17 protein-coding genes and 1 tRNA gene are annotated in these 24212 nt (G+C 34.3%); 10 read left to right on the top strand and 8 right to left on the bottom strand.

Going from position 1 to position 24212, the window contains the following annotated elements; translation table 11 throughout:
* Nucleotides 1-8: 8 nt before the first annotated feature.
* The 3 genes from ES674_RS00445 to ES674_RS00435 all read right to left on the bottom strand — a co-directional run bounded on the left by ES674_RS00445 (nucleotide 9) and on the right by ES674_RS00435 (nucleotide 2559).
* Nucleotides 9-626 carry a bifunctional nuclease family protein gene (locus ES674_RS00445; protein WP_148402021.1) on the bottom strand — a complete coding sequence of 206 codons (618 nt, stop codon included), beginning with the start codon at nucleotides 624-626 and terminating at the stop codon, nucleotides 9-11.
* Nucleotides 627-744: 118 nt separating this feature from the next.
* Nucleotides 745-1704: an electron transfer flavoprotein subunit alpha/FixB family protein gene (locus ES674_RS00440; protein ID WP_148402020.1), complete on the bottom strand. Its 960-nt coding sequence runs from the start codon at nucleotides 1702-1704 to the stop codon at nucleotides 745-747.
* Nucleotides 1705-1812: 108 nt separating this feature from the next.
* Nucleotides 1813-2559: an electron transfer flavoprotein subunit beta/FixA family protein gene (locus ES674_RS00435; protein ID WP_148402019.1), complete on the bottom strand. Its 747-nt coding sequence runs from the start codon at nucleotides 2557-2559 to the stop codon at nucleotides 1813-1815.
* Nucleotides 2560-2719: 160 nt separating this feature from the next.
* Here ES674_RS00435 and ES674_RS00430 point away from each other — a divergent pair, with 160 nt between their 5' ends.
* On the top strand, nucleotides 2720-3697 hold the full coding sequence (locus tag ES674_RS00430; RefSeq protein ID WP_148402018.1) for a pyruvate dehydrogenase complex E1 component subunit beta: 978 nt from the start codon (nucleotides 2720-2722) through the stop codon (nucleotides 3695-3697).
* Nucleotides 3698-3761: 64 nt separating this feature from the next.
* A complete protein-coding gene (locus ES674_RS00425) occupies nucleotides 3762-6263 on the top strand; it encodes a DUF5686 and carboxypeptidase-like regulatory domain-containing protein (RefSeq protein WP_148402017.1) in 2502 nt (833 codons plus the stop codon).
* A gap of 85 nt (nucleotides 6264-6348) precedes the next feature.
* On the opposite strand, the gene ES674_RS00420 is transcribed toward ES674_RS00425, so the two are convergent.
* Nucleotides 6349-8577, bottom strand: coding sequence for a M1 family metallopeptidase (locus tag ES674_RS00420; RefSeq protein ID WP_148402016.1), 2229 nt, complete (start codon nucleotides 8575-8577; stop codon nucleotides 6349-6351).
* Between the two features lie 212 nt (nucleotides 8578-8789).
* On the opposite strand from ES674_RS00420, the gene ES674_RS00415 reads away from it, so the two are divergent.
* The 3 genes from ES674_RS00415 to ES674_RS00405 all read left to right on the top strand — a co-directional run bounded on the left by ES674_RS00415 (nucleotide 8790) and on the right by ES674_RS00405 (nucleotide 12955).
* Nucleotides 8790-9317, top strand: coding sequence for an inorganic diphosphatase (locus ES674_RS00415; protein ID WP_148402015.1), 528 nt, complete (start codon nucleotides 8790-8792; stop codon nucleotides 9315-9317).
* A 115-nt stretch (nucleotides 9318-9432) separates the two neighbouring features.
* Nucleotides 9433-11871: a sodium-translocating pyrophosphatase gene (locus tag ES674_RS00410; RefSeq protein WP_148402014.1), complete on the top strand. Its 2439-nt coding sequence runs from the start codon at nucleotides 9433-9435 to the stop codon at nucleotides 11869-11871.
* Between the two features lie 85 nt (nucleotides 11872-11956).
* On the top strand, nucleotides 11957-12955 hold the full coding sequence (locus ES674_RS00405; protein WP_148402013.1) for an App1 family protein: 999 nt from the start codon (nucleotides 11957-11959) through the stop codon (nucleotides 12953-12955).
* Nucleotides 12956-13050: 95 nt separating this feature from the next.
* Here ES674_RS00405 and ES674_RS00400 read toward each other — a convergent pair whose 3' ends face one another.
* Nucleotides 13051-13665: a deoxynucleoside kinase gene (locus ES674_RS00400; protein WP_148402012.1), complete on the bottom strand. Its 615-nt coding sequence runs from the start codon at nucleotides 13663-13665 to the stop codon at nucleotides 13051-13053.
* A 5-nt stretch (nucleotides 13666-13670) separates the two neighbouring features.
* Nucleotides 13671-14447 carry a hypothetical protein gene (locus ES674_RS00395; RefSeq protein WP_148402011.1) on the bottom strand — a complete coding sequence of 259 codons (777 nt, stop codon included), beginning with the start codon at nucleotides 14445-14447 and terminating at the stop codon, nucleotides 13671-13673.
* Nucleotides 14448-14616: 169 nt separating this feature from the next.
* On the opposite strand from ES674_RS00395, the gene ES674_RS00390 reads away from it, so the two are divergent.
* The 3 genes from ES674_RS00390 (at nucleotide 14617) to ES674_RS00380 (ending at nucleotide 20109) form a co-directional block, all read left to right on the top strand.
* Nucleotides 14617-15534 (top strand): GLPGLI family protein, encoded by a 918-nt coding sequence (locus ES674_RS00390; protein ID WP_148402010.1) that lies wholly within the window; start codon nucleotides 14617-14619, stop codon nucleotides 15532-15534.
* A 135-nt stretch (nucleotides 15535-15669) separates the two neighbouring features.
* Nucleotides 15670-18402, top strand: coding sequence for a carboxypeptidase regulatory-like domain-containing protein (locus ES674_RS00385; protein ID WP_148402009.1), 2733 nt, complete (start codon nucleotides 15670-15672; stop codon nucleotides 18400-18402).
* Nucleotides 18403-18597: 195 nt separating this feature from the next.
* Nucleotides 18598-20109: a M20/M25/M40 family metallo-hydrolase gene (locus ES674_RS00380; RefSeq protein WP_394348495.1), complete on the top strand. Its 1512-nt coding sequence runs from the start codon at nucleotides 18598-18600 to the stop codon at nucleotides 20107-20109.
* Between the two features lie 118 nt (nucleotides 20110-20227).
* Here ES674_RS00380 and ES674_RS00375 read toward each other — a convergent pair whose 3' ends face one another.
* On the bottom strand, nucleotides 20228-21016 hold the full coding sequence (locus ES674_RS00375) for a DUF547 domain-containing protein (RefSeq protein WP_148402007.1): 789 nt from the start codon (nucleotides 21014-21016) through the stop codon (nucleotides 20228-20230).
* A 94-nt stretch (nucleotides 21017-21110) separates the two neighbouring features.
* Here ES674_RS00375 and ES674_RS00370 point away from each other — a divergent pair, with 94 nt between their 5' ends.
* Nucleotides 21111-21821, top strand: a complete 711-nt coding sequence (locus tag ES674_RS00370; protein ID WP_148402006.1) for a glycosyltransferase — start codon at nucleotides 21111-21113, stop codon at nucleotides 21819-21821.
* A gap of 175 nt (nucleotides 21822-21996) precedes the next feature.
* Nucleotides 21997-22078: transfer RNA gene (locus ES674_RS00365), tRNA-Tyr, on the top strand.
* Between the two features lie 546 nt (nucleotides 22079-22624).
* On the opposite strand, the gene metK is transcribed toward ES674_RS00365, so the two are convergent.
* Nucleotides 22625-23914: a methionine adenosyltransferase gene (gene metK / locus ES674_RS00360; protein WP_148402005.1), complete on the bottom strand. Its 1290-nt coding sequence runs from the start codon at nucleotides 23912-23914 to the stop codon at nucleotides 22625-22627.
* Between the last annotated feature and the right edge of the window lie 298 nt (nucleotides 23915-24212).

Genomic DNA, 24212 nt, shown 5'->3' with positions numbered 1-24212 from the left:
GAATTGGGTTATCGTTTAGATATTTCGTCTCTAATTTTTGCTGCCTTTTCGTAGTCTTCACTAGCAACGGCTTCTTCAAGCATACTATTTAACTCTTCAATAGATTTCGCTTTATAACCATCCGACGACGCACTTCCTGTTTCAAGTTCTTCAACAATAAGTTCGTCTACTAAAATGCTATCATGTTCGGCGTTATCTTCATCTTCAGGATTAATTTTAAGATAAATTCCTGCTTTGTCCAAGATGTTTTTATAGGTAAAAATTGGTGCTTGAAAACGTAAGGCTAAAGCAATGGCATCACTTGTTCGTGCATCAATTATTTCTTCAATTTTATCGCGTTCGCAAATAATACTGGAATAAAAAACGCCATCCACTAATTTGTGAATAATGACTTGTTTGATAACGATATCAAAGCGATCGGCGAAATTTTTAAATAAATCGTGGGTGAGTGGTCTAGGTGGTCTAATTTCTTTTTCTAAAGCAATGGCAATGGATTGCGCCTCAAAAGCACCAATAACAATTGGTAATTTTCTATCGCCATCTACTTCATTCAAAATCAATGCGTAGGCGCCATTTTGTGTCTGGCTGTATGAAATTCCTTTTATATTTAGTCGTACTAAACTCATAGTAAATTAAAAAACAAAGAACTGTTTAAATTAGGACTTTACCAAACCGTACGAAACAGTTTTAGTATTTTACACTAACTTAAACAGCCCTTTTATAAATACAATTTAAAAAATATATTTACTGTTGTGCTTTAAATTCCTTTAATTTTTCAATCAATTTTGGAACAACTTCAAAAGCATCACCTACAATTCCATAATCTGCAGCTTTAAAGAAAGGTGCTTCAGGATCTGTATTAATAACTACCTTAACTTTAGATGCGTTGATACCTGCTAAATGCTGAATAGCTCCAGAAATACCTACAGCAATATATAAATTGGCAGCAACTGGTTTTCCTGTCTGACCTACGTGTTCACCGTGTGGTCTCCATCCTAAATCACTTACAGGTTTAGAACATGCCGTTGCTGCACCTAAAACTTGAGCTAATTCTTCAATCATACCCCAGTTTTCAGGACCTTTTAAGCCACGACCACCAGAAACCACGATATCAGCATCTGCAATAGTTACTTGCCCGGTTATTTTATCAACCGATTCTACATGAACCCCAGATTCCGGCACACTAGGTGAAAAATCTTCAGCCGTTGCGCTTCCAGAATTTTCTTTAATTCCATAAGAGTTTTTAGAAACACCTACCAATTTTACATCTGTATCAATGGTGGTCATATTGAAAGCTTTATTAGTAAACGCGGTACGTTTCACTGTAAATGGTGAAACACTTGAAGGTGCTTCAACCACATTAGAGGCATAACCCGCATCTAAATTAATAGCTAACAAAGGTGCTAAATATTTACTATCGGCGCTTGAGCTGACAATAACTACTTTGGTACCTTCGTTTTTAGCTGCTTGAGAAATAACGTTTGCATATGCGTTGGCGTTAAATTTCTCTAATTCGCTTTTGTTTACTTTTAATACTTTATCAACACCGTGATTTCCAAGTACGCTTGTGTCATCAGCGTTAAAGGTAATTGCCGTTACGGTAGTACCCATTTGGTCGGCTACAGCTTTTGCATACGATGCAACTTCTAAAGCGACTTTTTTAAATTTTCCTTGTTCGGATTCTGTATATACTAAAACTGACATAATTTTATTTTTTCCTATCCCAACCCTTTCCAAAGGAAAGGGCTAAGAAACGTTAATAATTATTTGTTTTATCCTGTATTTCCCTTCTTTGGAGGGATAAAGGGAGGATTAAATAACTTTAGCTTCGTTATGAAGTAAGTTTACTAATTCTTCTACATTATCGGCATCTATTAATTTAACGGAACCTTTTGGAGCAGGTTTTTCAAATTTTATAGAAGCTGTTTCGGTTCCCGCGTCAATAGGTTCTTTAACCTCAAGTGGTTTTTTTCTTGCCATCATAATACCACGCATATTTGGGATACGTAAATCGCTTTCTTCAACCAATCCTTTTTGGCCACCAATAACTAATGGTAAACTTGTTGAAACGGTTTCTTTTCCACCGTCTATTTCACGCATTGCTTTAGCGTTTGTGCCATCAACTTCAAGACTTATACAGTTATTAACAAAGTTAGCACCAATTAAACCGGCTAACATGCCTGGAACCATTCCACCATTATAATCAATAGACTCACGTCCTGCAATAACTAAATCGTAACCACCTTCTTTAACGACGTTTGCTAATTGTTTAGCAACTTGAAAACCATCTTTAGCTTCCGTGTTAACCCGAATGGCATTATCTGCGCCAATTGCCAATGCTTTACGCAGTGTAGGCTCTGTTTCTGGACCACCAACATTTACAACAGTAACATCGGCACCTTGTTTTTCTTTAAACCACATGGCACGCGTTAATCCAAACTCATCATTCGGGTTAATAACAAATTGTACACCACTTGTGTCAAATTTGGTGTCGCCATCAGTGAAATTAATCTTGGAAGTCGTATCAGGTACATGACTAATACATACTAATATTTTCATATCTCTATATTTATATTAAAAAGTATATTTTTCTGGTTACGAAGTTAATTATTTTATTTTGAATTTTTGCTATGCACGCATAGTAAATTTTTAAATAGAAGTTTCGACTAAAGTTTTTATATTATTGTTATTTTTGTTGTTTCGTAATTAAGATAAGTAAATGAAGACAATACAATTTAGAGAAGCAATAGCGGAAGCCATGAGCGAAGAAATGCGTCGTGACGAAAGTGTTTATTTAATGGGTGAAGAAGTAGCGGAATATAATGGCGCTTACAAAGCATCAAAAGGTATGCTTGATGAATTTGGACCCAAACGTGTTATTGATACACCAATTGCCGAACTTGGTTTTGCCGGTATAGCTATTGGCTCTACTATGTCGGGAAACAGACCGATTGTAGAATACATGACATTCAACTTCTCCTTGGTTGGAATTGATCAAATTATAAATAACGCCGCAAAAATCAGACAAATGTCTGGAGGGCAATTTCCGTGTCCAATTGTTTTTCGTGGTCCAACAGGTTCTGCTGGTCAGTTAGGAGCAACCCATTCTCAAGCTTTTGAAAGTTGGTTTGCCAACACACCAGGCTTAAAAGTGGTAATTCCTTCTAATCCTTATGATGCCAAAGGACTTTTAAAATCTGCTATTCGTGATAACGATCCGGTTATTTTCATGGAAAGTGAGCAAATGTATGGCGATAAAGGTGAAGTACCAGAAGGCGAATACACCATTCCTTTAGGTGTTGCTGAAATTAAACGTGAAGGAACCGATGTAACAATCGTATCTTTTGGGAAAATTATTAAAGAAGCTTATATTGCAGCTGATGAATTAGCAAAAGATGGTATTTCTTGTGAAATTATCGATTTGCGTACCGTTAGACCAATGGATCGCGAAGCTATTTTGAAATCGGTTAAGAAAACAAATCGCTTAATAGTTTTAGAAGAAGCTTGGCCTTTTGGAAATGTTGCAACAGAAATAACCTATTTAGTACAATCGGAAGCGTTTGACTATTTAGATGCCCCAATTATAAAAATCAACACAGCAGATACACCTGCACCTTATTCACCAGTTCTTTTTGAAGAATGGTTGCCTAGCAGTAAAGATGTTATAGCGGCAGTGAAGAAGGTTATGTATAAATAACCACGTATATTTTACGTTTAATAAACTTCATTGGCTACATTGTTAATGAAGTTTTTTTGTCCTTATGAAATTTAATATACTCCTTTTCGTATTCTTTTTCGGTACCTTAATTGTTTGTGCGCAAACAAAAGTTAGCGGCCAAGTATTTGATGAATTCAAGCAACCTGTTGCGTATGCCAACGTTATCTTTAAGGACTCTTTTGAAGGCACTATTACGGATGAAAATGGACGTTTTTACATGGAGTCCACCAAAACATGGCCCATATTAATTGTGTCTTTTGTTGGTTATAAAACCATAGAGCTTCCTTTAGAAAAGCGTGTTAACTACGATTTGAAATTCATTATTGAAGAAGAAGCGGCTGCCTTAAATGAAATTTTTATTGTTACCGGAAAGCAATCTAAAAAAGCGGAAGAAAATCCGGCTATAGCCATTCTTCAAAAAATTTGGGAACGCAAACGTAAAAATGGTTTAAGCCAGTTCAAGCAATATGCTTACAATAGGTATGAAAAAGTAGAATTCGATTTAAATACCATTGATAGTTCTTTGATAAAAAGTAATCTTTTTAAAGGTATGGAGTTCATTTTTGAACAAGTGGATACATCCAAAGTTACCGGAAAAACATATTTACCTATTTTTTTAAATGAAGAAGTTGCTAAAGTTTATGGTGATAATGTATTGAATAAGGAAAAGATAGAGCTGAAGGGAAATAAAAATTCGGGATTTAATAACAATCAAAACATCATTGCCTTTATTAAAGATTTGTATTCCGAATATGATGTGTATGATAATTACTTGAAATTTTTCGATAAAAGTTTTGTCAGTCCTATTTCTAGAACAGGCGTAAACACCTATAATTATGTATTAAAAGATAGCGCCTTTATAGATGATAAATGGTGCTACAATATTATTTACTATCCAAGACGTAAAAACGAATTAACCTTTAAAGGCGATTTTTGGGTGAATGATTCCACTTTCGCTATTAAGGAAATTAATATGCAAGCCAGTAAAAGTGCCAATATAAACTGGGTAAAGGAAATTTATATTGAACAGGAATTTGATGTTTTAAATGATTCTGTATTTCTAATTAAGCGCGATTATTTTATGTCTGATTTCACCTTAAATAAAAAGGAGGAATCTCGCGGTGTTTATGGAAAACGAACTACACTTTATAATAATTACGAATTCGATAAAGTAAAAGACGACAAGTTTTACAAAGAGGAAGTTTTCGATTATAATTTGGATGCTTACAATCGTGAAGATGATTTCTGGAGTGAAAACCGCCTGGAAGCTTTAAGCAATGATGAAAAAGGGGTTTACAAAATGTTAGACACCTTAAAAACGGTTAAAAAGTTTAAACGACTTTATAGTTTAGGAAGTATTTTAGGTTCAGGATATATAGAGTTTGACGATTTGAATTTGGATTACGGCCCCATTTTTTCAACAGTTGGTTATAATGATGTGGAAGGTTTGCGTTTGCGTGCCGGAGCCCGTACTTATTTTGGCCCAAATGATTTATGGCGTATACAAGGTTTTATGGCCTACGGATTTAAAGATGATAAGGTGAAATATGGTTTTTCAGCTAAATATTTATTGAACCAACGTAACCGACTCATTATCTCCGCTGGACATAGACGTGACATCGAACAAATTGGCGCTAGTTTAACCACTTCTACAGATGTTTTAGGTCGAAGTTTAGCATCCAATGCTGTTTTTAGTACTGCTACAAATGATAAACTAACCAATATAAATTTAACGGCCTTGGCTGTGGAATTTGAACCGATTAAGAACATATTATTCCGCATTGGTGGCGATTATAGAACGTTAGAATCCGCTTCTCCAACCTTTAGTCTGGATTATGTGGATCCTGAATCTGCAACGGGTATTTCTTCGGAAATTCAACAGTTTGAAAGTACCATCGCTGTTTCCTATTTTCCAGGTCGAAAAATGATTGGTTATGGTGTAGAGCGCCAAAGTGCCAATGATACCTATGCCTCACTTTTTGCTCAATATACAGTAGGTGATAAAATATTTTTTGACAGTGATTTTAATTATACGAAATTTCAATTTTCTTACGTGCAACCTTGGCAGTTGGGCGGTTTAGGACGCTTATATTCTACTATTGAAGTGGGTAAAACATTCGGGACAGTTCCATTGGGCTTATTAAGTATTGTTCCTGGAAACCAGTCCTATTTCTCTATTTACAAATCGTTTTCACAATTAAACTATTACGAATTTGTAACGGATACGTACGCTTCGGTACATTTAGAGCATAATTTTAACGGCCGTTTGTTTTCAAGAATCCCTTTTTTAAGAAAATTAAATTGGCGAGAAATTGTTGGTGTCCGTGGTGTTTGGGGCGATTTGTCTGCTGATAATATGGCTATTAGTGCGCCATCCAATATTCCATTAATTGCGCCAACCGATGAAATTTATTACGAATACAGCGTGGGTATTGGCAACATTTTTAAAGTATTTAGAATTGACTTTAACTTTAGAGGAAATTATCTAGACAATCCCGATGCCCGAAATTTTGGTATTACGGGAAGTTTTGGATTTAATTTCTAAAAAATCTAAAGTACAATAACATAAAAAAAATAGCTCACTAATTAGTGAGCTATTTTTTTATTTCAATTTGAAAACGTTATTTAGTTTAATTTTTCTGTTTCTTTTTAAAGCTATCAAACTGCGAATCAGATTCCTGTTTCGGAAAGGTATTGTTGGACATATTCGTATCAGCAAATTCAAAATTAGGATCTAATTTTATAGCTTTTACTTCTTTAGTCTTTAAAAAGGTTTGCGTTGTTTCATATTCATTTCTACGCCAAACATCAGCTGGTAAACGTTCAATTTCGCTGGAGCCATCTGTATATTGCCATTCAATAGTAATAGGCATAACCAGTCCACCAACGTTTTTAATAGTTAGTGCATAAATATTTTTATTAGCTACTTGTTTTCTAACTTCAGGTTCATCCAATCTGGATAAAAATCCACCGTAATTTTCATCCGGCGTTTTAGTCATGGTTATCATTTCCGGTCCACCAGAAAAATCGGTAGCTTCCTTATTGGTGCTTTCACCTTTAATTCTAAAAGCAACTTTCTTGCTTTTATCTTCCATGTTTACATCTTTATCATATATTTTAAACCACTTTACGTTGGCTAATTCCATATCTACATTATCTGTTGTAAAAAACCAGCCTCGAAAAAACCAATCTAAATCGGTTGCGGTGGCGTCTTCCAATGTTCTAAATAAATCACCTGGATTTGGATGTTTGTATTTCCAACGGTTGGCGTATTCTTTAAAAGCTTGATCAAATAATTCTTCACCAATAATAGAATTGCGCAACATTTGTAAACCTACAGTTGGCTTTTGATAAAAGTTGGCACCAAATTGAGAAAGTAATTCACTATCTGAGGTCGTCATAATAGGACGAAGAATATTTTTATCGCCTTGCATAAATGGCACAATATCTTTAGGCTTGGTACTATGATATTGCGGATATTTTTCAGCCATAGTACGCTGGTGTAAAAAGGTGTTCAAACCTTCGTCCATCCACATCCATTTGCGTTCATCTGAACTAACAATCATAGGAAACCAATTATGCCCAACTTCGTGTATAATAGTTCCAATCATACCTGCTTTAGCATTTTCACTCATTTTACCATTTTTATCAGGACGTCCGCCATTAAAGCTAATCATAGGAAATTCCATACCAATATTGGAAGTGTTAACCGAAATGGCAACAGGATAAGGATATTCAAATGTAGCTTCTGAATATACTTCTAAAGCTGCAATAACAGCTTTGGTGCTTTCTTCTTTCCAAACAGGTAAACCTTCTTTTGGATAAAAAGACATGGCCATAGTAACATGATCTGAAAGCTGCAATGCTTGCGCGTCCCAAAGAAATTTCCGTGATGATGCAAATGAAAAATCGCGAACATTTTTAGCATGAAAAATCCAAGTTTTTTTCTTGATTGCTTTGGTTTTTTCATTTTGCCGTGCTTCCTCTTGGGTAATTATCATTACAGGTTTGTCAAAGGATTTTCTAGCCGCAATGAGACGTTCTTGCTGTGTTTTACTCAAAACAAGATCACTATTTTGCAATTCACCTGTAGATGCTACAATATGATCTTCTGGAACCGTTATTTCAACTTCATAATCGCCAAATTCCAATGCAAATTCACCCAAACGCTGAAATTGCTGATTCTGCCATCCTTCCGTATCATTATAAACCGCCATTCTTGGAAACCAATGTCCCATTAAATACACTGTATTATCGTCTTTCGGGAAATATTCATAACCTTCTCGGGATAACATAAATAAACTTCTATCTGTAATAGGATAGGACCAGCCTAAAGTAAATTTTAAGCTTTCACCAGATTTTAAAGGGCTGTCTAACATAACCTTCATCATGGTATTATTTACCAAGGCACGTAAATCTTTTCCTGAAGAATTTTTAATGAATTTTATCGTGTAACCCGCAGGGAAATCAATAGCGCGTGTAAGATATTGCATCTGTTGACTAGAAATAGAATCCCGTATTCCACCAGAAGCATCTCCAAAATCTTCACTTTCTTTTTTATTGACGTTTTGCTCCAACTGAATCCATAAATAACTCAAATTATCTGGAGAATTATTATAATAAGTGATGGTTTCTTCACCTATTAAAGTGTTCGTTTTTTCATTTAATTCAGCTTTAATTTTATAATCGGCACGTTGCTGCCAATAATCTTTCCCGGGTGCGCCACTAGCCGTTCTGTAAGTATTTGGTGGCGCAATTATATCATCTATAGGTTCAAACTTGCCTTGCCAAGGTTTTGTTTGTGCATGAAAAGTCGTTAGTGAGAACACGGCAATAAATAGCGTGAAAAATGCTTTCATAATTTTCGGTTTATTTAGTTTGGAATGGATTAACAAGGTACTAAAATTTAGATTTATCTTATTTATTTTGATTGGTTGATTATCCAAAATTAATTTTAGTTGCCCAAGCCCAATTACTTATGTATCTTTGCAGCCCCGAAATTTTTTCGGTGAAGTCTGATATAAACTATGATGTCACTTTAATTTGAGTGATTGATAACTATAAATTTACAATGAGTCCAAAAGGAAAAAAAACGTTCGATGTGTTAATCGAAATACCAAAAGGTAGCCGTAACAAATATGAATACGATTTTGAATTAAAAAAAATACGCTTTGACCGTATGTTGTTTTCATCTATGATGTATCCAGCAGATTATGGTTTTATTCCAGAAACTTTAGCATTAGATGGTGATCCATTAGATGTTTTAGTTTTAGGAGGTGAGCCAACTTTCCCAATGTGTGTGGTAGAAGTAAAGCCAATTGGTGTTTTTCATATGGCCGATGAGAAAGGCCCAGATGAGAAAGTTATTTGTGTGCCGGTTTCAGATCCTATTTGGAATATCTTAAATGATTTATCAGATATGAATCCGCATCAGATTAAAGAAATTGAACATTTTTTCCAAGTATATAAAGATTTAGAAAAGAAAAAAGTTGACGTTGGTGGATGGGGAAATGCCCAAGAAGCTTATGATATTCTTAATAAATGTATTGATCGATATGAAGATAGCGAACACAAAACAAATGGTAATTTTACTATTTAGTTTCAAGATATACAGTAAAATAAGGCCCTTCTATAATTAAATAGAAGGGTTTTTTAGTTTTAAGAGATTTCACTACTTTAGCGCCACTAATTAACAAATCAAAAATTAATATTTTATGGAATCAATGATGATTTATATGCCCATTGCAGCGGCACTTATAGGATTAATTTATATGGTCGTAAAGAAATCTTGGGTTATGAAACAAGATGCTGGTGACGGAAAGATGAAAGAAATTTCAGATCATATTTATGAAGGAGCTTTAGCTTTTTTAAATGCCGAATATAGGCTTTTAGCCATTTTTGTAGTTATAGTGAGTATTGCACTTTCTGCAGTAGCTTATTTTGTGCCAACAACGCATTGGTTAATTGTAATAGCCTTTATTTTTGGAGCTATTTTTTCTGCATTTGCAGGAAATATGGGAATGAAAATAGCCACTAAAACCAATGTTAGAACCACACAAGCAGCCAAAACAAGTTTACCAAATGCCTTAAAAGTATCTTTTGGTGGTGGAACTGTTATGGGACTTGGAGTTGCTGGATTAGCCGTTTTAGGATTAACTCTGTTTTTTCTTGGTTTCTTTCACTTCTTTATGGGTGGTGTTTGGACCAATACTATGGATATGACTATTGTTCTTGAAACATTAGCTGGATTCTCTTTAGGCGCTGAATCTATCGCATTATTTGCGCGTGTTGGTGGCGGTATTTATACCAAAGCGGCCGATGTTGGTGCCGATTTAGTAGGTAAAGTAGAAGCAGGAATCCCTGAAGATGATCCACGTAACCCAGCTACAATTGCTGATAACGTTGGTGATAACGTAGGTGATGTTGCGGGTATGGGTGCAGATTTATTCGGATCGTACGTGGCGACAGTTTTAGCAGCTATGGTTTTAGGTAATTATGTTATTAGAGATATGGGTGGTAATATAGCCGATGCCTTTGGCGGTATTGGACCAATTTTATTACCAATGGCTATTGCTGGTGTTGGTATTATTATTTCCATTATTGGAACTATGCTCGTAAAAATAAAAAGTAACGACGCTAAAGAATCAGAAGTTATGAGTGCCTTAAATATAGGTAACTGGGTTTCTATTGTTTTAGTAGCTATTACCTGTTATGGTTTAGTGATTTGGATGTTACCAGAAACCATGCAAATGAATTTCTTTGGTGAAGGTTTATTAGAAATCTCATCCATGCGTGTTTTTTATGCCACTTTAGTTGGTTTAGTTGTTGGAGCCGTGATTTCTTCGGTAACTGAATATTACACGGGATTAGGTAAAAAACCAATTTTAAAAATTGTTCAACAATCATCAACAGGTGCGGGAACCAATATTATTGCAGGTTTAGCAACAGGAATGATTTCTACATTCCCATCTGTTTTATTATTTGCAGGTGCTATTTGGGCATCTTATGCGTTTGCAGGTTTTTATGGAGTTGCTTTAGCAGCTTCTGCTATGATGGCTACCACGGCTATGCAATTAGCTATTGATGCTTTCGGACCTATTTCTGATAACGCTGGGGGTATTGCTGAAATGAGTGAGCAAGAACCAATTGTAAGAGAGCGTACTGATATTTTGGATGCGGTTGGTAATACAACGGCTGCAACTGGTAAAGGTTTTGCTATTGCTTCGGCTGCATTAACATCTTTAGCTTTATTTGCTGCTTATGTAACGTTTACAGGAATTGATGGTATTAACATTTTTAAAGCGCCTGTTTTAGCTATGTTATTCGTTGGTGGAATGGTGCCTGTAGTTTTTTCGGCATTAGCTATGAATGCTGTAGGAAAAGCAGCTATGGAAATGGTAGAAGAAGTGCGTCGTCAATTTAGAGAGATTCCAGGAATTATGGAAGGTACAGGGAAACCTGAATATGATAAATGTGTTGCTATTTCAACAGAAGCATCTTTAAAAGAAATGATGTTGCCAGGATTATTAACTATTGGTTTTCCTTTAGTAATTGCATTTGTTCCTATGATTTTTGGAATGAATAATTTAGCTATTGCTGAAATGTTAGGTGGTTATATGGCTGGAGTTACAGTTTCTGGTGTGCTTTGGGCTATTTTCCAAAACAACGCTGGTGGCGCTTGGGATAATGCTAAAAAATCATTTGAAGCGGGTGTTTTAATTAATGGTGAAATGACTTATAAAGGAAGTGAAGCGCATAAAGCTGCTGTAACTGGTGATACTGTTGGTGATCCATTTAAAGATACATCAGGTCCTTCAATGAACATTTTAATTAAATTAACCTGTCTAATTGGTTTAGTAATCGCACCAATTTTAGGAGGTCATGCTTCAGAAGATATTAATTCAAATGAACCTATTACAGTAACAGAAAATGCTGCAGTTAAGAAAGTTTATGTTGATTTTATTATCACTTCAGACGATTTTGCAAAAGCTGTTGTTAGCGTTACAAATGTTAAAAATGAAGAAATTTCTACAGAAGAACTTGTAATTTCTGGAACTAAAGAAGAGGTAGATGCTAAAGTAGCACAATTGAAAAGTGAATCCACTCAATTTAAAATGGACGTAACTGATAGCAGACCAGTTGATGTTAAATAATTAGTTGTCGATACAAATAGATTATAAAAAACCACGTTAATTAGCGTGGTTTTTTTATTTCCAAAATCTTTCCTAATTTTAAAAAATGTTTAAAAAAGATGCCCTTCAAATTATTACCTTTCATAGTTATGGAAGTGATAATCATTTTTATTTACGCGGAAGAGCGCTTGAAGATGAATCCATTGATTTGGAGGATAAAGGTTGGTTTAAGCTTCTTATTAATACCTTTAAACGCTTTGAAAGCGATGAGGTTAAACATGTTGAATTAAATTTGAGACTCCCTAATAACCAAGTTTTAACAGCGAAAACTGATAATAATGGTTATTTTAAATGCGAAGAGCAATTAGAAAATTTAAGTGCATTTACTAATGAAGAAGGGTTATTGCAACTTGTAGTTTCGTATAGTGATGTTAATATCAAACGAAATATTACGAATGACAATCGGTTTCCAGCCGAAATATTAATTCCTGCTGAAGATTCAGAATTCGGAGTAATTAGCGATATAGACGATACTATTTTGCATACAGGCGTTGTATCGCTTTTAAAATGGCGGGTTTTGGTGAATACGTTTTTAAAAGGCGCTTTCAACCGAATTCCCTTAAAAGGCGCGGCTAAATTTTATCATGGGCTGCATCGTGGATCGTCAGGCGAAAAGACAAATCCTATATTTTATGTGAGTCACAGTCCCTGGAATATGTATCGGTATTTAGAATATTTTCTTAAAGCGAATGATTTTCCAAAAGGTCCCATTTTATTGAGAAGTATGGGAAATATTTTTAGCAAAAAAAACCTAGATGAAAAACCTCAAAAACAGAAGGAAATTATTCATATTCTGAATGCCTATCCTAATTTAAAATTTATACTGATTGGTGATGCCGGTGAACATGATGCCGATATTTATATTGAAATTGCTGAAACACATCCAGACCGCATTTTGGCCATCTATTTAAGAACGGTAAAGCACAAAAAGAAAATGTTGCGTATAAGTGGTCTGTTTGATAATTATAAAACCGTACCAGTCTTATTAGTTGAAAGTAGCAAACACGCAGAACAACATGCCAGAGCACATGGTTTTATAAAATAGAATATGTCATAGGAAAAAATAAACCGACTAATCAAAAAAAGCTTTTTAATTCAAGCTTCCCAATTAGTCGGTATACGTAAATGGATAAAAAAGTCTTAAAACAACCCGTGAATTTGAGCTTCAATTTTGTTTATTATCGTACCTAAATCTTCTGGGTTAGCAACAAAATCCATGTTATCTACATCTATAATTAATAAATTTCCTTTGTCATAACCATGAATCCATGCTTCGTAACGTTCGTTCAAGCGGCTTAAATAATCGATGCTTATGCTGTTTTCATAATCACGACCGCGTTTGTGAATTTGACTCACCAAATTAGGAATTGAGCTTCGTAAATAAATCAGTAAATCCGGCCCTTTAACAAAAGATTCCATCAAGTCAAATAAAGAACGGTAATTTTCAAAATCCCTATTGGTCATTAAACCCATAGCGTGCAAATTTGGTGCAAAAATATGAGCATCTTCATAAATAGTACGATCTTGAATAATATCCTTTCCACTGGCTTGAATTTGATTTACCTGACGAAAACGGCTATTTAAAAAGTAAACCTGCAAATTGAAACTCCAACGCTCCATTTGGTTATAAAAATCGTCTAAATACGGGTTGTCCACAACGTCTTCAAGTTGCGGTTCCCATTTGTAATGTTTAGCTAATAATTTGGTAAGTGTGGTTTTTCCTGCGCCTATATTTCCGGCTACTGCAACATGCATACGCTTTAGTTTTTTATTTCGAATTCATGAAGAATTTTCGAATCGTAAATATACAGAGTTTCACCCGTTACTAAAAACTGATTTATTAACAAAATAGGTAGTTTAATTGGGCTTATTTCTTGGGTTTTATCATTTAAAAAATAGAGACTATTTTCTTTTTGAAGTAAAATATCATCATGGCGTTCCAAGATTTGCGTATAACCGGTATTCGGAATTTTAAAAAGTAAACTTCCAAAATAGCTGTATTTATAGATGTAGTTTTCCGTGAGCAACCAAACATAATTATAATTGCTGGTTACAGAAAGAGTGGGCGATACAATGGGCATCGTCGTTGCTCTAACGGTTTTTGCTTTATAATCATACAATTCCATTTGCTGCTTGTCCAGATTGAAAATCCAAATGGTATTATCATTTCCTAATGAAACAAAGCTGACATTTTTATATGGTTGAACCGTATTGAAATCAATTCTTAAAATTTCCGCTAGGCGATTATCTAAAATAATAACGGTATTGAAATCTTTATAATACAGGATAATTTTTAGTGGATTAAATACATCAACAGACGTTAATTGCCCTAATTGAACATTACTATAATTGATGGTTTTTTCATCTGTTTTTTTGTAAAAAACATTGTTTGTTTCATAATACTTGGTGCCAAAATTATCAACACCTATTATGGTTTCAACTTCTAAAGGAAATTTCGCCTTACTAAATGTGGCAATGCTATCCTGCGAAAATGCTGATAGTGATAAAAGAGTTATTAAAAATGTGATTGCTTTCATGAAGTTTGAAAAGTACAAAATTCAAACCAAACTCTGGATTATAAATTTTGAATTCAGAATACATTAATTTAAGAAAATATTAACAGTTTTAGGTTTTACATTTTAACAGTTTCAGAGTCTAACTGGTGACAATTAACGCTAATATTAATAAATCATATATAATTTTCACATGAATCAATTCTACAAATACATCGCAATTGTTTGTTTAATAGTAACGACTTCTACTTACAATTACGCGCAACAAGACTTCCAAGGCAAGGCATATTACCAAACTAAAACCACTATGGATTTAGATAATTTGGGTGGACGTGAAATGAGCGAACAGCAGAAAAAGCAAATCACGGAACGTATGAAAACCATGCTAGAAAAAACCTATGTTTTGACGTTTTCACAAACAGAATCAATCTATAAAGAAGAAGAAAAATTAGAAGCTCCTGGTAGTGGAAGAGGTTTTGGAATGATGGGTAGTTTTATTGGTGGAGCCCAATACAAGAATATTAAAGACAAACAAATGCTTCAAGAACAGGAGTTTTTTGGAAAGCAATTTCTTGTTGTGGATGAGTTAAAAGATTTGGACTGGGAATTAAGTGGAGAAACAAAACAAATAGGTCAATACCTATGCTTTAAAGCAACAGCTGTTAAAAAAGTGGATGAATTTGATTGGACAAGCATGCGCAGAGGAGGCAGAGATAATGACAATAATAAGGAAGATAAGGAGGCGAAAGAAACTGGTGTTGAAACGGCAAAAGATTCTACAAAAACCGAGTCAGCAACCAAAGACTTTATGGATGATATAGAAATACCAAAAGAAATTATTGTTACCGCTTGGTATACACCTCAAGTTCCTGTCAATAATGGACCAGGTGAATATTGGGGGCTTCCAGGATTAATATTAGAAATTAATGCGGATAAAACAACCATGCTATGTTCTAAAATCATCATGAATCCCTCAGATAAAGATGAAATTAAAAAGCCTTCTAAAGGAAAAGAAGTAACACGTGAAGAGTACAATACCATTACGAAACAGAAAATAGAAGAAATGCGCGAAATGAATGGCGGAAGAGGCGGTGGTGGTCGTGGACGTTAATTTTTTTATGCCAATTAATTACTGTCAACTTTATTTGTATTAAATAAAAAATGGCTGATATGTACTATATGTCAGGTATAGTATAGGCAGACAAAAGTCAAAATATTTTTTAAACAAACAACCAAAATAAATCTAATGAAACATGTACTAACGGCTATTCTACTTTTTGTAGGATGCGCCACTTTTTCCCAAGTAAAAATAGAAGGCGTTGTCAAAGATAGCATCGGAAATCCTTTAGAATTAGCTAATGTTATTGCTATTAATCAACTAACTAATAAACTAGATTCGTACGGAATTACCAGTGAACAAGGTCGTTACAAGTTGACTTTAGAAAAAAATACGGATTATAAAATTCAGGTGAGTTATATTGGTATGAAAACTACTGATGTCAGCGTAACAACTAAAGAAGAAACTATTACTAGAGATTTTACTCTAGAAAATGATAATGCTTTAGATGAAGTGGAACTCATTTACGAAATGCCAGTTACGGTTAGAGGTGATACACTTATTTATAATGCTGATTCTTTTAAAACAGGTACTGAACGAAAACTAGAGGACGTTCTTAAAAATTTACCAGGTGTTGAAATAAATGCTGACGGACAAATTGAAGTAGAAGGGAAGGTGGTTTCTAAAGTCATGATAGAAGGAAAAGACTTCTTTGATGGCGATTCTAAATTAGCTACTAAAAACATTCCGGCAAATGCTGTTGATAAAGTGCAAGTTCTTAAAAATTATGCCGAAGTTGGCCAATTAAGTGGTGTTCAAAACAATCAAGATAATATAGCCATTAATATTAAACTAAAGGAAGGTAAAGAAGCGTTTTGGTTCGGGACCATTACGGCAGGAGCAGGCGTTGCAGACGACAACGGTTTGTATTTGGCACAACCCAAATTATTTTATTATAGTCCCAAATATAGTGTGAATGTTATTGGAGACATTAATAATATTGGAGAATTAGCTTTTACGCGTCGTGATTATTTTAACTTCGCTGGTGGTTTTAATAGACCAAGTCAAAGCAGTGGAACCAATTTAAATTTAAGCGATAATGGTTTAGGTTTTTTATCCCTTCAAAATAATCGTGCTAAAGAAATAAATGCACGTTTTGGTGCGGCAAACTTTAGTTATTCGCCAAATGATAAATTGGATTTAAGTGGTTTTGGAATTTATACTGGAAACAAAATCCTTCTACAGGAAAATAGTAATGTTATTTATAATGATCCCGAACTTGGAATTCCAGACGAACGTACCGAAAGCAATACTACACAACGTAGCGATTTAGGGATGTTAAAGTTAAGTGCGAAATATAAGCCGAATGCTAGCAATCAGTTAGATTATGAAATATTAGGTCGCATGTCTCAAGAAACACAAGAGCAAAATGTGTTTTCTACAGTAGTTGGTGGTATTGCTCAAAATGAAGATACCAATCCGTTTAGTCTTAATCAGAATTTGAATTATTACTACACACTGAACGAAAAAAATATTTTTGCTTTTGAAGCTACACATCTTTTTAAAGATGAAGACCCCTTTTATAATGCCTTAATAGCGAATGATCCAACCAATAATATGGACATTCCAAATGACCCTTATGATGATACTGCTGAAGATTTAGGTATGAATCAGAATCAATCCAGATATGATTTATCACAAGACAAACGTGTCAAATCCAATCAATTAGATGCGAAGTTAGATTATTGGAATGTATTGAATAATAAGAGTAATATAAACGTGACGTTTGGTACTATTTTGAGTAATCAGAAATTCAACTCCAACATTTTTCAGACTTTAGATGATGGTTCAACAATTGATAATCAGCCAACAAATTATGATCCGGTAAATGATACGGACTACACCTTCACTGATTTATATGTTGGTCTACATTATCAATTAAAAGCAGGTATTTTTACTATAACACCTGGCTTATCTGCACATGCTTATAGTTCTAAAAACAGCCAATTTGGTGTGAGTTACACGGATAATTTCTTCCGAATTTTACCAGATTTTAATACACGTATTCAATTTAAAAAGAGTGAAACGTTAACCTTCAATTACCGTATGCAAACCCAGTTTACTGATGTTAATAAGCTTGCAGAAGGTTTGGTGCTTAATAGGTATAATTCTTTCTTTAGTGGTAATCAGGAATTAGAAAGTTCAATAGCGCACAATGTCAGTCTTTCCTATTTTAGTTTTAATATGTTCAACTATACCAATGTATTTGCGCGTGTTAACTACACAAAAAATATTGACCAAATTAGAACTGCCTCCGAGTTTCAACCTGGAAGTGTTATTAGTGTAGGAACACCTTTTAATTCGAATTTTACTGACGAAAGTTTTTCTGCAAGCGGTAGTTTTCAGCGTGCTTTCGGGAAGTTACGTGCAACTGCGCGTGCTAATTTTAGTTATAATAAGTTCAATCAGTTTATTAATAATAACCGTTCGGTTAATGAAAATTATAACCAGTCTTATACTGCATCTTTAAGATCAAATTTCAAAGAAGCACCAAATTTTGAAGTTAGCTATAACTATGGAATTCAGGATAACGATCAAGGAAGTAGACGTACAAAATTTTATACCAATGCGCCAAAATTAGAGTTTGATGCTTTAATCTGGAAAACCCTCACCTTGAAATCTAGTTATGAGTATAATTTATTGAGTGATGAAGCTGGGAAAATTAATAGTTTCGATTTCTGGGATGCATCTTTAGCCTATAGAAAAGATGCAGATGCAAAATGGGAATTTGAAATGAAAGCGACTAACTTATTGAATACAAAATCCCAGAGTCAAACAAGTACTGGCTCATTATCAGTTAGTACCAACGATTATTATATCCAACCTCGTTTTGTAACGTTACGAGTGGTTTATAATTTATAAAATTACAATTTCTAAATTTATTAAAGAGGCGTTAATTTTTTGACGTCTCTTTTTTTTTGAGGAATATTTCGCCTCGATTTTAACAGTTTTTCTTAAAGAAATGATGTATTTTGTAGAGTCATATATTAATAATTTAAACCAATCATTATGAAGACTATTTTTAAGTACGCATTAGCCACATTGGCAATGATTTCCATGACGTTTACGCAAGCACAAAACACAGATGCGGTTGTGGAAAGCATTGTAAAAGAAGCCACAGAAAATTCGCAATTAGAACGTTTAGCACATGAGATGCTAGATGTTATTGGACCTCGTTTAGTAGGAACACCACAAATGAAACAAGCCAATGATTGGGCTGTTGCACAATATGGTAAATGGGACATTTCTGCTAGAAATGAAAAATGGGGAGAATGGCGTGCTTGGGAACGTGGCATTACACATATTGATATGGTTCATCCTAGAATTCAAACCCTAGATGGTATGCAATTAGCATGGAATCCAAGTACAGGATCTAAAGGAGTAACTGCAGAAGTTATCATACTTCCAACCGTTAAGGATTCTCTGGAATTTAATAATTGGTTAAAGAGTGTTAAAGGTAAATTGGTAATGACTTCTATATATCAACCAACAGGTCGCCCAGATTATAACTGGGAAGAATTTGCAACGGAAGAATCTTTTGCGAAAATGAAAAAAGAACGCGATTCTTTATCGAAAGAATGGTATGCCAATATAAAACGTATGGGTTACAGTTCTCGAACTTTAGATCAAGCTTTAGAAAAAGCTGGAGCAGCTGGAATTATAGCATCGTATTGGTCTAAAGGCTTTGGTGCTAATAAAATTTTTAGTGCAAGAACAGAAAAAATCCCAACGGTAGATATTGAATTGGAAGATTACACCATGTTATACCGTTTGGTAGAATATGGTAGCAAGCCGAAAGTTAAAATTGTAGCCGAATCTAAAGATTTGGGTGTCGCTACAAATTATAATACCATTGCGGAAATAAAAGGATCTGAAAAGCCAGATGAGTATGTGATCATGTCTGCACATTTTGATTCTTGGGATGGTGGAACTGGTGCAACCGATAATGGTACAGGAACTTTGGTTATGATGGAAGCTTTGCGAATCCTAAAAAAAGTGTATCCAAATCCAAAACGAACCATTTTAGTTGGTCACTGGGGAAGTGAGGAGCAAGGTTTAAATGGCTCTCGTGCGTTTGTAGAGGATCATCCTGAAATTGTAAAAAATACGCAAGCAGTTTTCAATCAAGATAATGGAACAGGTCGCGTGGTTAACCTTTCAGGTGCTGGATTTTTACATGCTTATGAGTATTTGTCACGTTGGTTAGAGGCCGTTCCAAATGATATTTCCAAGCATATTGAAACCGATTTCCCAGGTTCTCCAAGTGGTGGTGGATCGGATAATGCTTCGTTTGTAGCAGCTGGAGCACCTTCATTTAACTTGAGTTCTCTAAACTGGTCTTATTGGAATTACACATGGCATACAAATAGAGATACCTATGATAAAATTGTTTTCGATGATGTAAGAAGCAATGCTATTTTAACGGCTATTTTAGTGTACATGGCTTGTGAAGATCCAAACAGAGCATCTTCTGAAAAAATTATCTTACCAGTTAATTCTAGAACTGGTGAGCAACGTACTTGGCCAGAATTGCGTTCACCAGAACGTAAAGGCGGTATTGATAAGTAATTTTCAAAGTCTTTTATTTAGTTAAAAAAAATCCTTCTCTGGTTATAAGAGAAGGATTTTTTAATTAAAATTGAGTTTCAATTAAAATGCGGAGTCAATTTTTTTAAGAAGTTATATTTTAAAATTCGGTCCAGTTATCCAAGTCTAAAGTCCAATCATAATCACCGTATTTTATTGAAATCTTTTCTGTTGAATCTAGAATAGCATAGGATTTTAAAATAGCTCTAATATCATTTTTACTTCCAAAATCGCCACGAAACCAATTGAATAAAGGTGAAATAGTTATTGTTTTCTCGTCTTCATTAAATGAAGTTGTTTTCATTAAATAATTCCTAGAACTCATGTCAAATTGGGCATCCAGTTTATCTGGAGAATAAATAGCCACAGGCGGACAGTTTTTAGCCCCACAATTTAAGGCAAAATGGATTCTGAAATCACGTGCATCTACTCGGAGTTTGCGTTCAAACTTATTAGGGAATAATTTTCGAACTTTCCCTAAACCTAATTTCCATTGCGATTTTCTAATAATGCCATGTTCAATTTTATCAAATGATAACATTTCGCCTGCAATAGCAATCTGCTTTTTTTTGAAAAACTCACCGCGATCTTTATATAAATCAGGGTTCTTTTGAAGAATAACTTGAATGTAACCGTTGTAAATATTCACCCAAAAGGCCAGCTTTTCTTGATCCGTTTTTAAACCGGCAATTAATGCTTCTAAAGTGGTGTTTTCTAATTTATCTTGAATATTTTCAGTGTCTTTTCCGTTTTTGATGTCTTTCAAAAACTGTTCAGATAGTTCATTAAAATCCGTTATTTTGTTTAAATTAGTTTGAGCTGCAGTACTAAACGATAGCGCAAGTAGCGTGATAAATAAGGTTAATTTGTTTAATAGGGTGGTTTTCATAAAATTATTTTTTATAAGGTAGGAATTTTAAAGCCGTCAATTTGTAGTCTGTATAGCAATCCCTATGTTATAAATTTACGTATATTTCTTGTATATGGTTTTAAATAATAAAATTTCGGTAATTATTCCCGCTCATAATGAAGCGGAAAATCTAGCCGTTTTAGTGCCGCGATTAGTAGCGCTTACTGAAAATTTTAATGTTGAAATTGTAATTGCCTTATCATCAGAATCTGCTGCTTTAAACACTTCCGGTTTTCCGTTTACGAATGTATTAATAGAAAAATGTCTGGAAAAAGGACGTGCTTTTCAAATGAATCAAGCTGCTAAAATAGCATCTGGAGATATTCTCGTTTTTCTCCATGCTGATGTTTTGCCTCCAAAAGGATTTTTTAATAATATTCAAGAAACAATAGCATCCGGATTTGATGCGGGATTTTTTTCCTATCAGTTTGATACCGATAATTTTTGGTTGAAAATAAACGCGCATTTCACAAAAACCGATGGTGTATTTACCGGCGGTGGCGACCAATGCTTATTTATTAAAAAAGCAGTATTTAAAAAATTAGATTCTTTTGATGAACACCAAGTGCTTATGGAAGATTTCGAGTTTTTTAAACGTATGAAAAAGGCGAAAACACCCTATTTAATTGTTAAAAATAATTTGATAGTTTCAGCCAGAAAATATGAGCACAATTCCTATGTGAAAGTCAATTTATGTAATTTACTGATGGTGGCTTTATTCAAATGCGGTTATAAACCCGAGAGGTTAAAGCTGCTTTACAGCCGAATATTGAAAACGGCTTGAAATAAAACCTTTCTAAATATTAAGTTTTTTAGACTATTTCTCTAAAAAAACATATTCCCAAACGTCTCATGAATTACTAACATTTTCAGGATGAGTTTTTTATGTTTTTGAAAGAAATAAGTCTAGTTTTTTGGCTAGAAAAGATAAAAACTATAATATATTTGCAATCGATTTTGGGGAGATACTCAAGCGGCCAACGAGGGCAGACTGTAAATCTGCTGACTACGTCTTCGCAGGTTCGAATCCTGCTCTCCCCACTTTAACTCGGAAAATCCACACGGTTGTGTGGATTTTTTTGTTTTCATAATTTATGATTGAGTTTACTCAAAATCATTTTTTATGGAAATAAAAAAATAAACTGCATAGCAGTTTGATTTTTCATTTTCAAGAAGTGTACTGTAGGATCAACGGAGTTAATCCTATTAGTTTTCTTTCAAATTTTTCTTTCTTTTGAAATCAAGAACAAATCGTTTTATTTTTCATTTTCAAATAGTGCCTAGCATGATCAACTGAGCTAATGTACTTATCTTTCCATTACAATTAATTGTAGGCATTTTAATTTTTCATTATTACGAAGTGCGGAAAAGGATATGAAATCCTGGTTTTATTATTAAATTATTAAATTAATGAATTTGCTACTTCAAGAAAGCTACATGAAAATCACAAATAAATATATTGTATTCTTATTAGGCTTACTGTCTATGAAACCTATTCAGATTTCATAGACATTCTAGAGCAAATTGCATAAAAAAACCTCAAAACTTAAGTTTCGAGGCTTCTTAAAATATGTTTTAAAAATAAGATTACAACCCAAAAGCTGCTTTTATATCATCCACATAATTTAATTTTTCCCAAGTAAACAATTCAACATCCATAGTTATTGGGCCGCCATAAAATTGCTCAAAGGTTTTGCTCACGGTTTCATTTTTACGACCCATATGGCCATAAGCCGCAGTTTCGCTGTACATAGGCTGACGCAGGTTTAAACGTTTTTCAATAGCAAATGGTCGCATATCAAAAATCTCTTTCACTTTGGTTGCTATTTCGCCATCGGTCATGTTAAACGGACAACTTCCATAGGTATCTACATAAATTGAGGTTGGTTCAGCAACGCCAATAGCATAACTCACTTGCACAAGTACTTCACTACAAACACCTGCAGCAACCAAATTTTTAGCAATATGTCGAGTTGCATAAGCACCACTTCTATCTACCTTACTTGGATCTTTTCCTGAAAAAGCACCACCACCATGAGCACCTTTTCCACCATAAGTATCCACAATAATTTTACGACCTGTTAAGCCCGTATCACCATGTGGTCCACCAATAACAAATTTCCCAGTTGGGTTGATATGGTATTTAATATTATCCGTAAACAATACTTGAATATGTTCTGGTAATTTAGCAATCACACGCGGAATTAAAATCTCTTTAATATCCTTGTTGATTTTTGCAACCATTTCTTCTTCAGCTACATTTTTATCTTCTTTGGATTGAGATTTCGGTAAAACAAATTCGTCGTGTTGAGTTGAAACCACAATGGCTTCAATACGTTGCGGCACATTATCATCGCTATATTCAATAGTTACCTGACTTTTTGAATCCGGGCGTAAATACATAATGTCTTTGTTTTCTCGGCGTATTTCTGCTAATTCCAATAATAATCGGTGAGACAAATCTAATGCCAATGGCATATAATTGTCAGTTTCATTGGTCGCATAACCGAACATCATACCTTGATCGCCGGCACCCTGTTCTTCTTTGCTTTCACGATCTACTCCGCGATTAATATCTTCGGATTGTTCGTGAATAGCTGAAAACACACCACACGAACTACCATCAAACATATAAGCACCTTTAGTGTAGCCAATTTTGTTAATGGTATCACGAGCAATTTTCTGAACGTCTAGGTAGGTTTTAGATTTTACTTCACCTGCCAATACAACTTGACCAGTTGTTACAAGCGTTTCACAAGCTACTTTTGATTCGGGATCAAAAGCTAAAAAATTATCAATTAATGCGTCACTTATTTGATCGGCAATTTTATCTGGATGGCCTTCAGAAACACTTTCTGAAGTAAATAAATAGGGCATAGTATCACTTATTTATGTGTTAAACATTGTGAAAAAAACCGAGTGATTACAAGAGCCTGCTAGAGTAGTAGAATAAAACTGCTTTAGCATTTAATTTCAATCCAAATCCGGCAGCATTTAAGCGAAAGCCAATGGTTTGAAGAGGTTGCAATCAGACAAATTTTTCCTCTTTAATATTACTTTGCAAAAGTATGAAATTAAAATGGAACAAACATTTTTTAGACTTTTTTTCACATTTAATTTGGTTTATAAACATTTGTGTTGCAATATTTGTGCTCACAAAGTTCAAAAATTTACT

It is taken from the genome of Bizionia myxarmorum, from assembly GCF_008086205.1.
GTDB lineage: Bacteria > Bacteroidota > Bacteroidia > Flavobacteriales > Flavobacteriaceae > Algorimicrobium > Algorimicrobium myxarmorum.
The sequence above is the reverse complement of the archived record's forward strand: the minus strand, read 5'-3'. Positions and strand labels throughout refer to the sequence as shown.

What these genes read in the sequence shown, in the direction of transcription:
- metK (WP_148402005.1), bottom strand. Translation starts at nt 23,914, where the DNA reads ATGCCCTATTTATTTACTTCAGAAAGTGTTTCTGAAGGCCATCCAGAT.
- ES674_RS00425 (WP_148402017.1), top strand. Translation starts at nt 3,762, where the DNA reads ATGAAATTTAATATACTCCTTTTCGTATTCTTTTTCGGTACCTTAATT.
- ES674_RS00370 (WP_148402006.1), top strand. Translation starts at nt 21,111, where the DNA reads ATGGTTTTAAATAATAAAATTTCGGTAATTATTCCCGCTCATAATGAA.
- ES674_RS00380 (WP_394348495.1), top strand. Translation starts at nt 18,598, where the DNA reads ATGACGTTTACGCAAGCACAAAACACAGATGCGGTTGTGGAAAGCATT.
- ES674_RS00385 (WP_148402009.1), top strand. Translation starts at nt 15,670, where the DNA reads ATGAAACATGTACTAACGGCTATTCTACTTTTTGTAGGATGCGCCACT.
- ES674_RS00410 (WP_148402014.1), top strand. Translation starts at nt 9,433, where the DNA reads ATGGAATCAATGATGATTTATATGCCCATTGCAGCGGCACTTATAGGA.
- ES674_RS00375 (WP_148402007.1), bottom strand. Translation starts at nt 21,016, where the DNA reads ATGAAAACCACCCTATTAAACAAATTAACCTTATTTATCACGCTACTT.
- ES674_RS00430 (WP_148402018.1), top strand. Translation starts at nt 2,720, where the DNA reads ATGAAGACAATACAATTTAGAGAAGCAATAGCGGAAGCCATGAGCGAA.
- ES674_RS00420 (WP_148402016.1), bottom strand. Translation starts at nt 8,577, where the DNA reads ATGAAAGCATTTTTCACGCTATTTATTGCCGTGTTCTCACTAACGACT.
- ES674_RS00395 (WP_148402011.1), bottom strand. Translation starts at nt 14,447, where the DNA reads ATGAAAGCAATCACATTTTTAATAACTCTTTTATCACTATCAGCATTT.
- ES674_RS00415 (WP_148402015.1), top strand. Translation starts at nt 8,790, where the DNA reads ATGAGTCCAAAAGGAAAAAAAACGTTCGATGTGTTAATCGAAATACCA.
- ES674_RS00445 (WP_148402021.1), bottom strand. Translation starts at nt 626, where the DNA reads ATGAGTTTAGTACGACTAAATATAAAAGGAATTTCATACAGCCAGACA.
- ES674_RS00435 (WP_148402019.1), bottom strand. Translation starts at nt 2,559, where the DNA reads ATGAAAATATTAGTATGTATTAGTCATGTACCTGATACGACTTCCAAG.
- ES674_RS00405 (WP_148402013.1), top strand. Translation starts at nt 11,957, where the DNA reads ATGTTTAAAAAAGATGCCCTTCAAATTATTACCTTTCATAGTTATGGA.
- ES674_RS00390 (WP_148402010.1), top strand. Translation starts at nt 14,617, where the DNA reads ATGAATCAATTCTACAAATACATCGCAATTGTTTGTTTAATAGTAACG.
- ES674_RS00400 (WP_148402012.1), bottom strand. Translation starts at nt 13,665, where the DNA reads ATGCATGTTGCAGTAGCCGGAAATATAGGCGCAGGAAAAACCACACTT.
- ES674_RS00440 (WP_148402020.1), bottom strand. Translation starts at nt 1,704, where the DNA reads ATGTCAGTTTTAGTATATACAGAATCCGAACAAGGAAAATTTAAAAAA.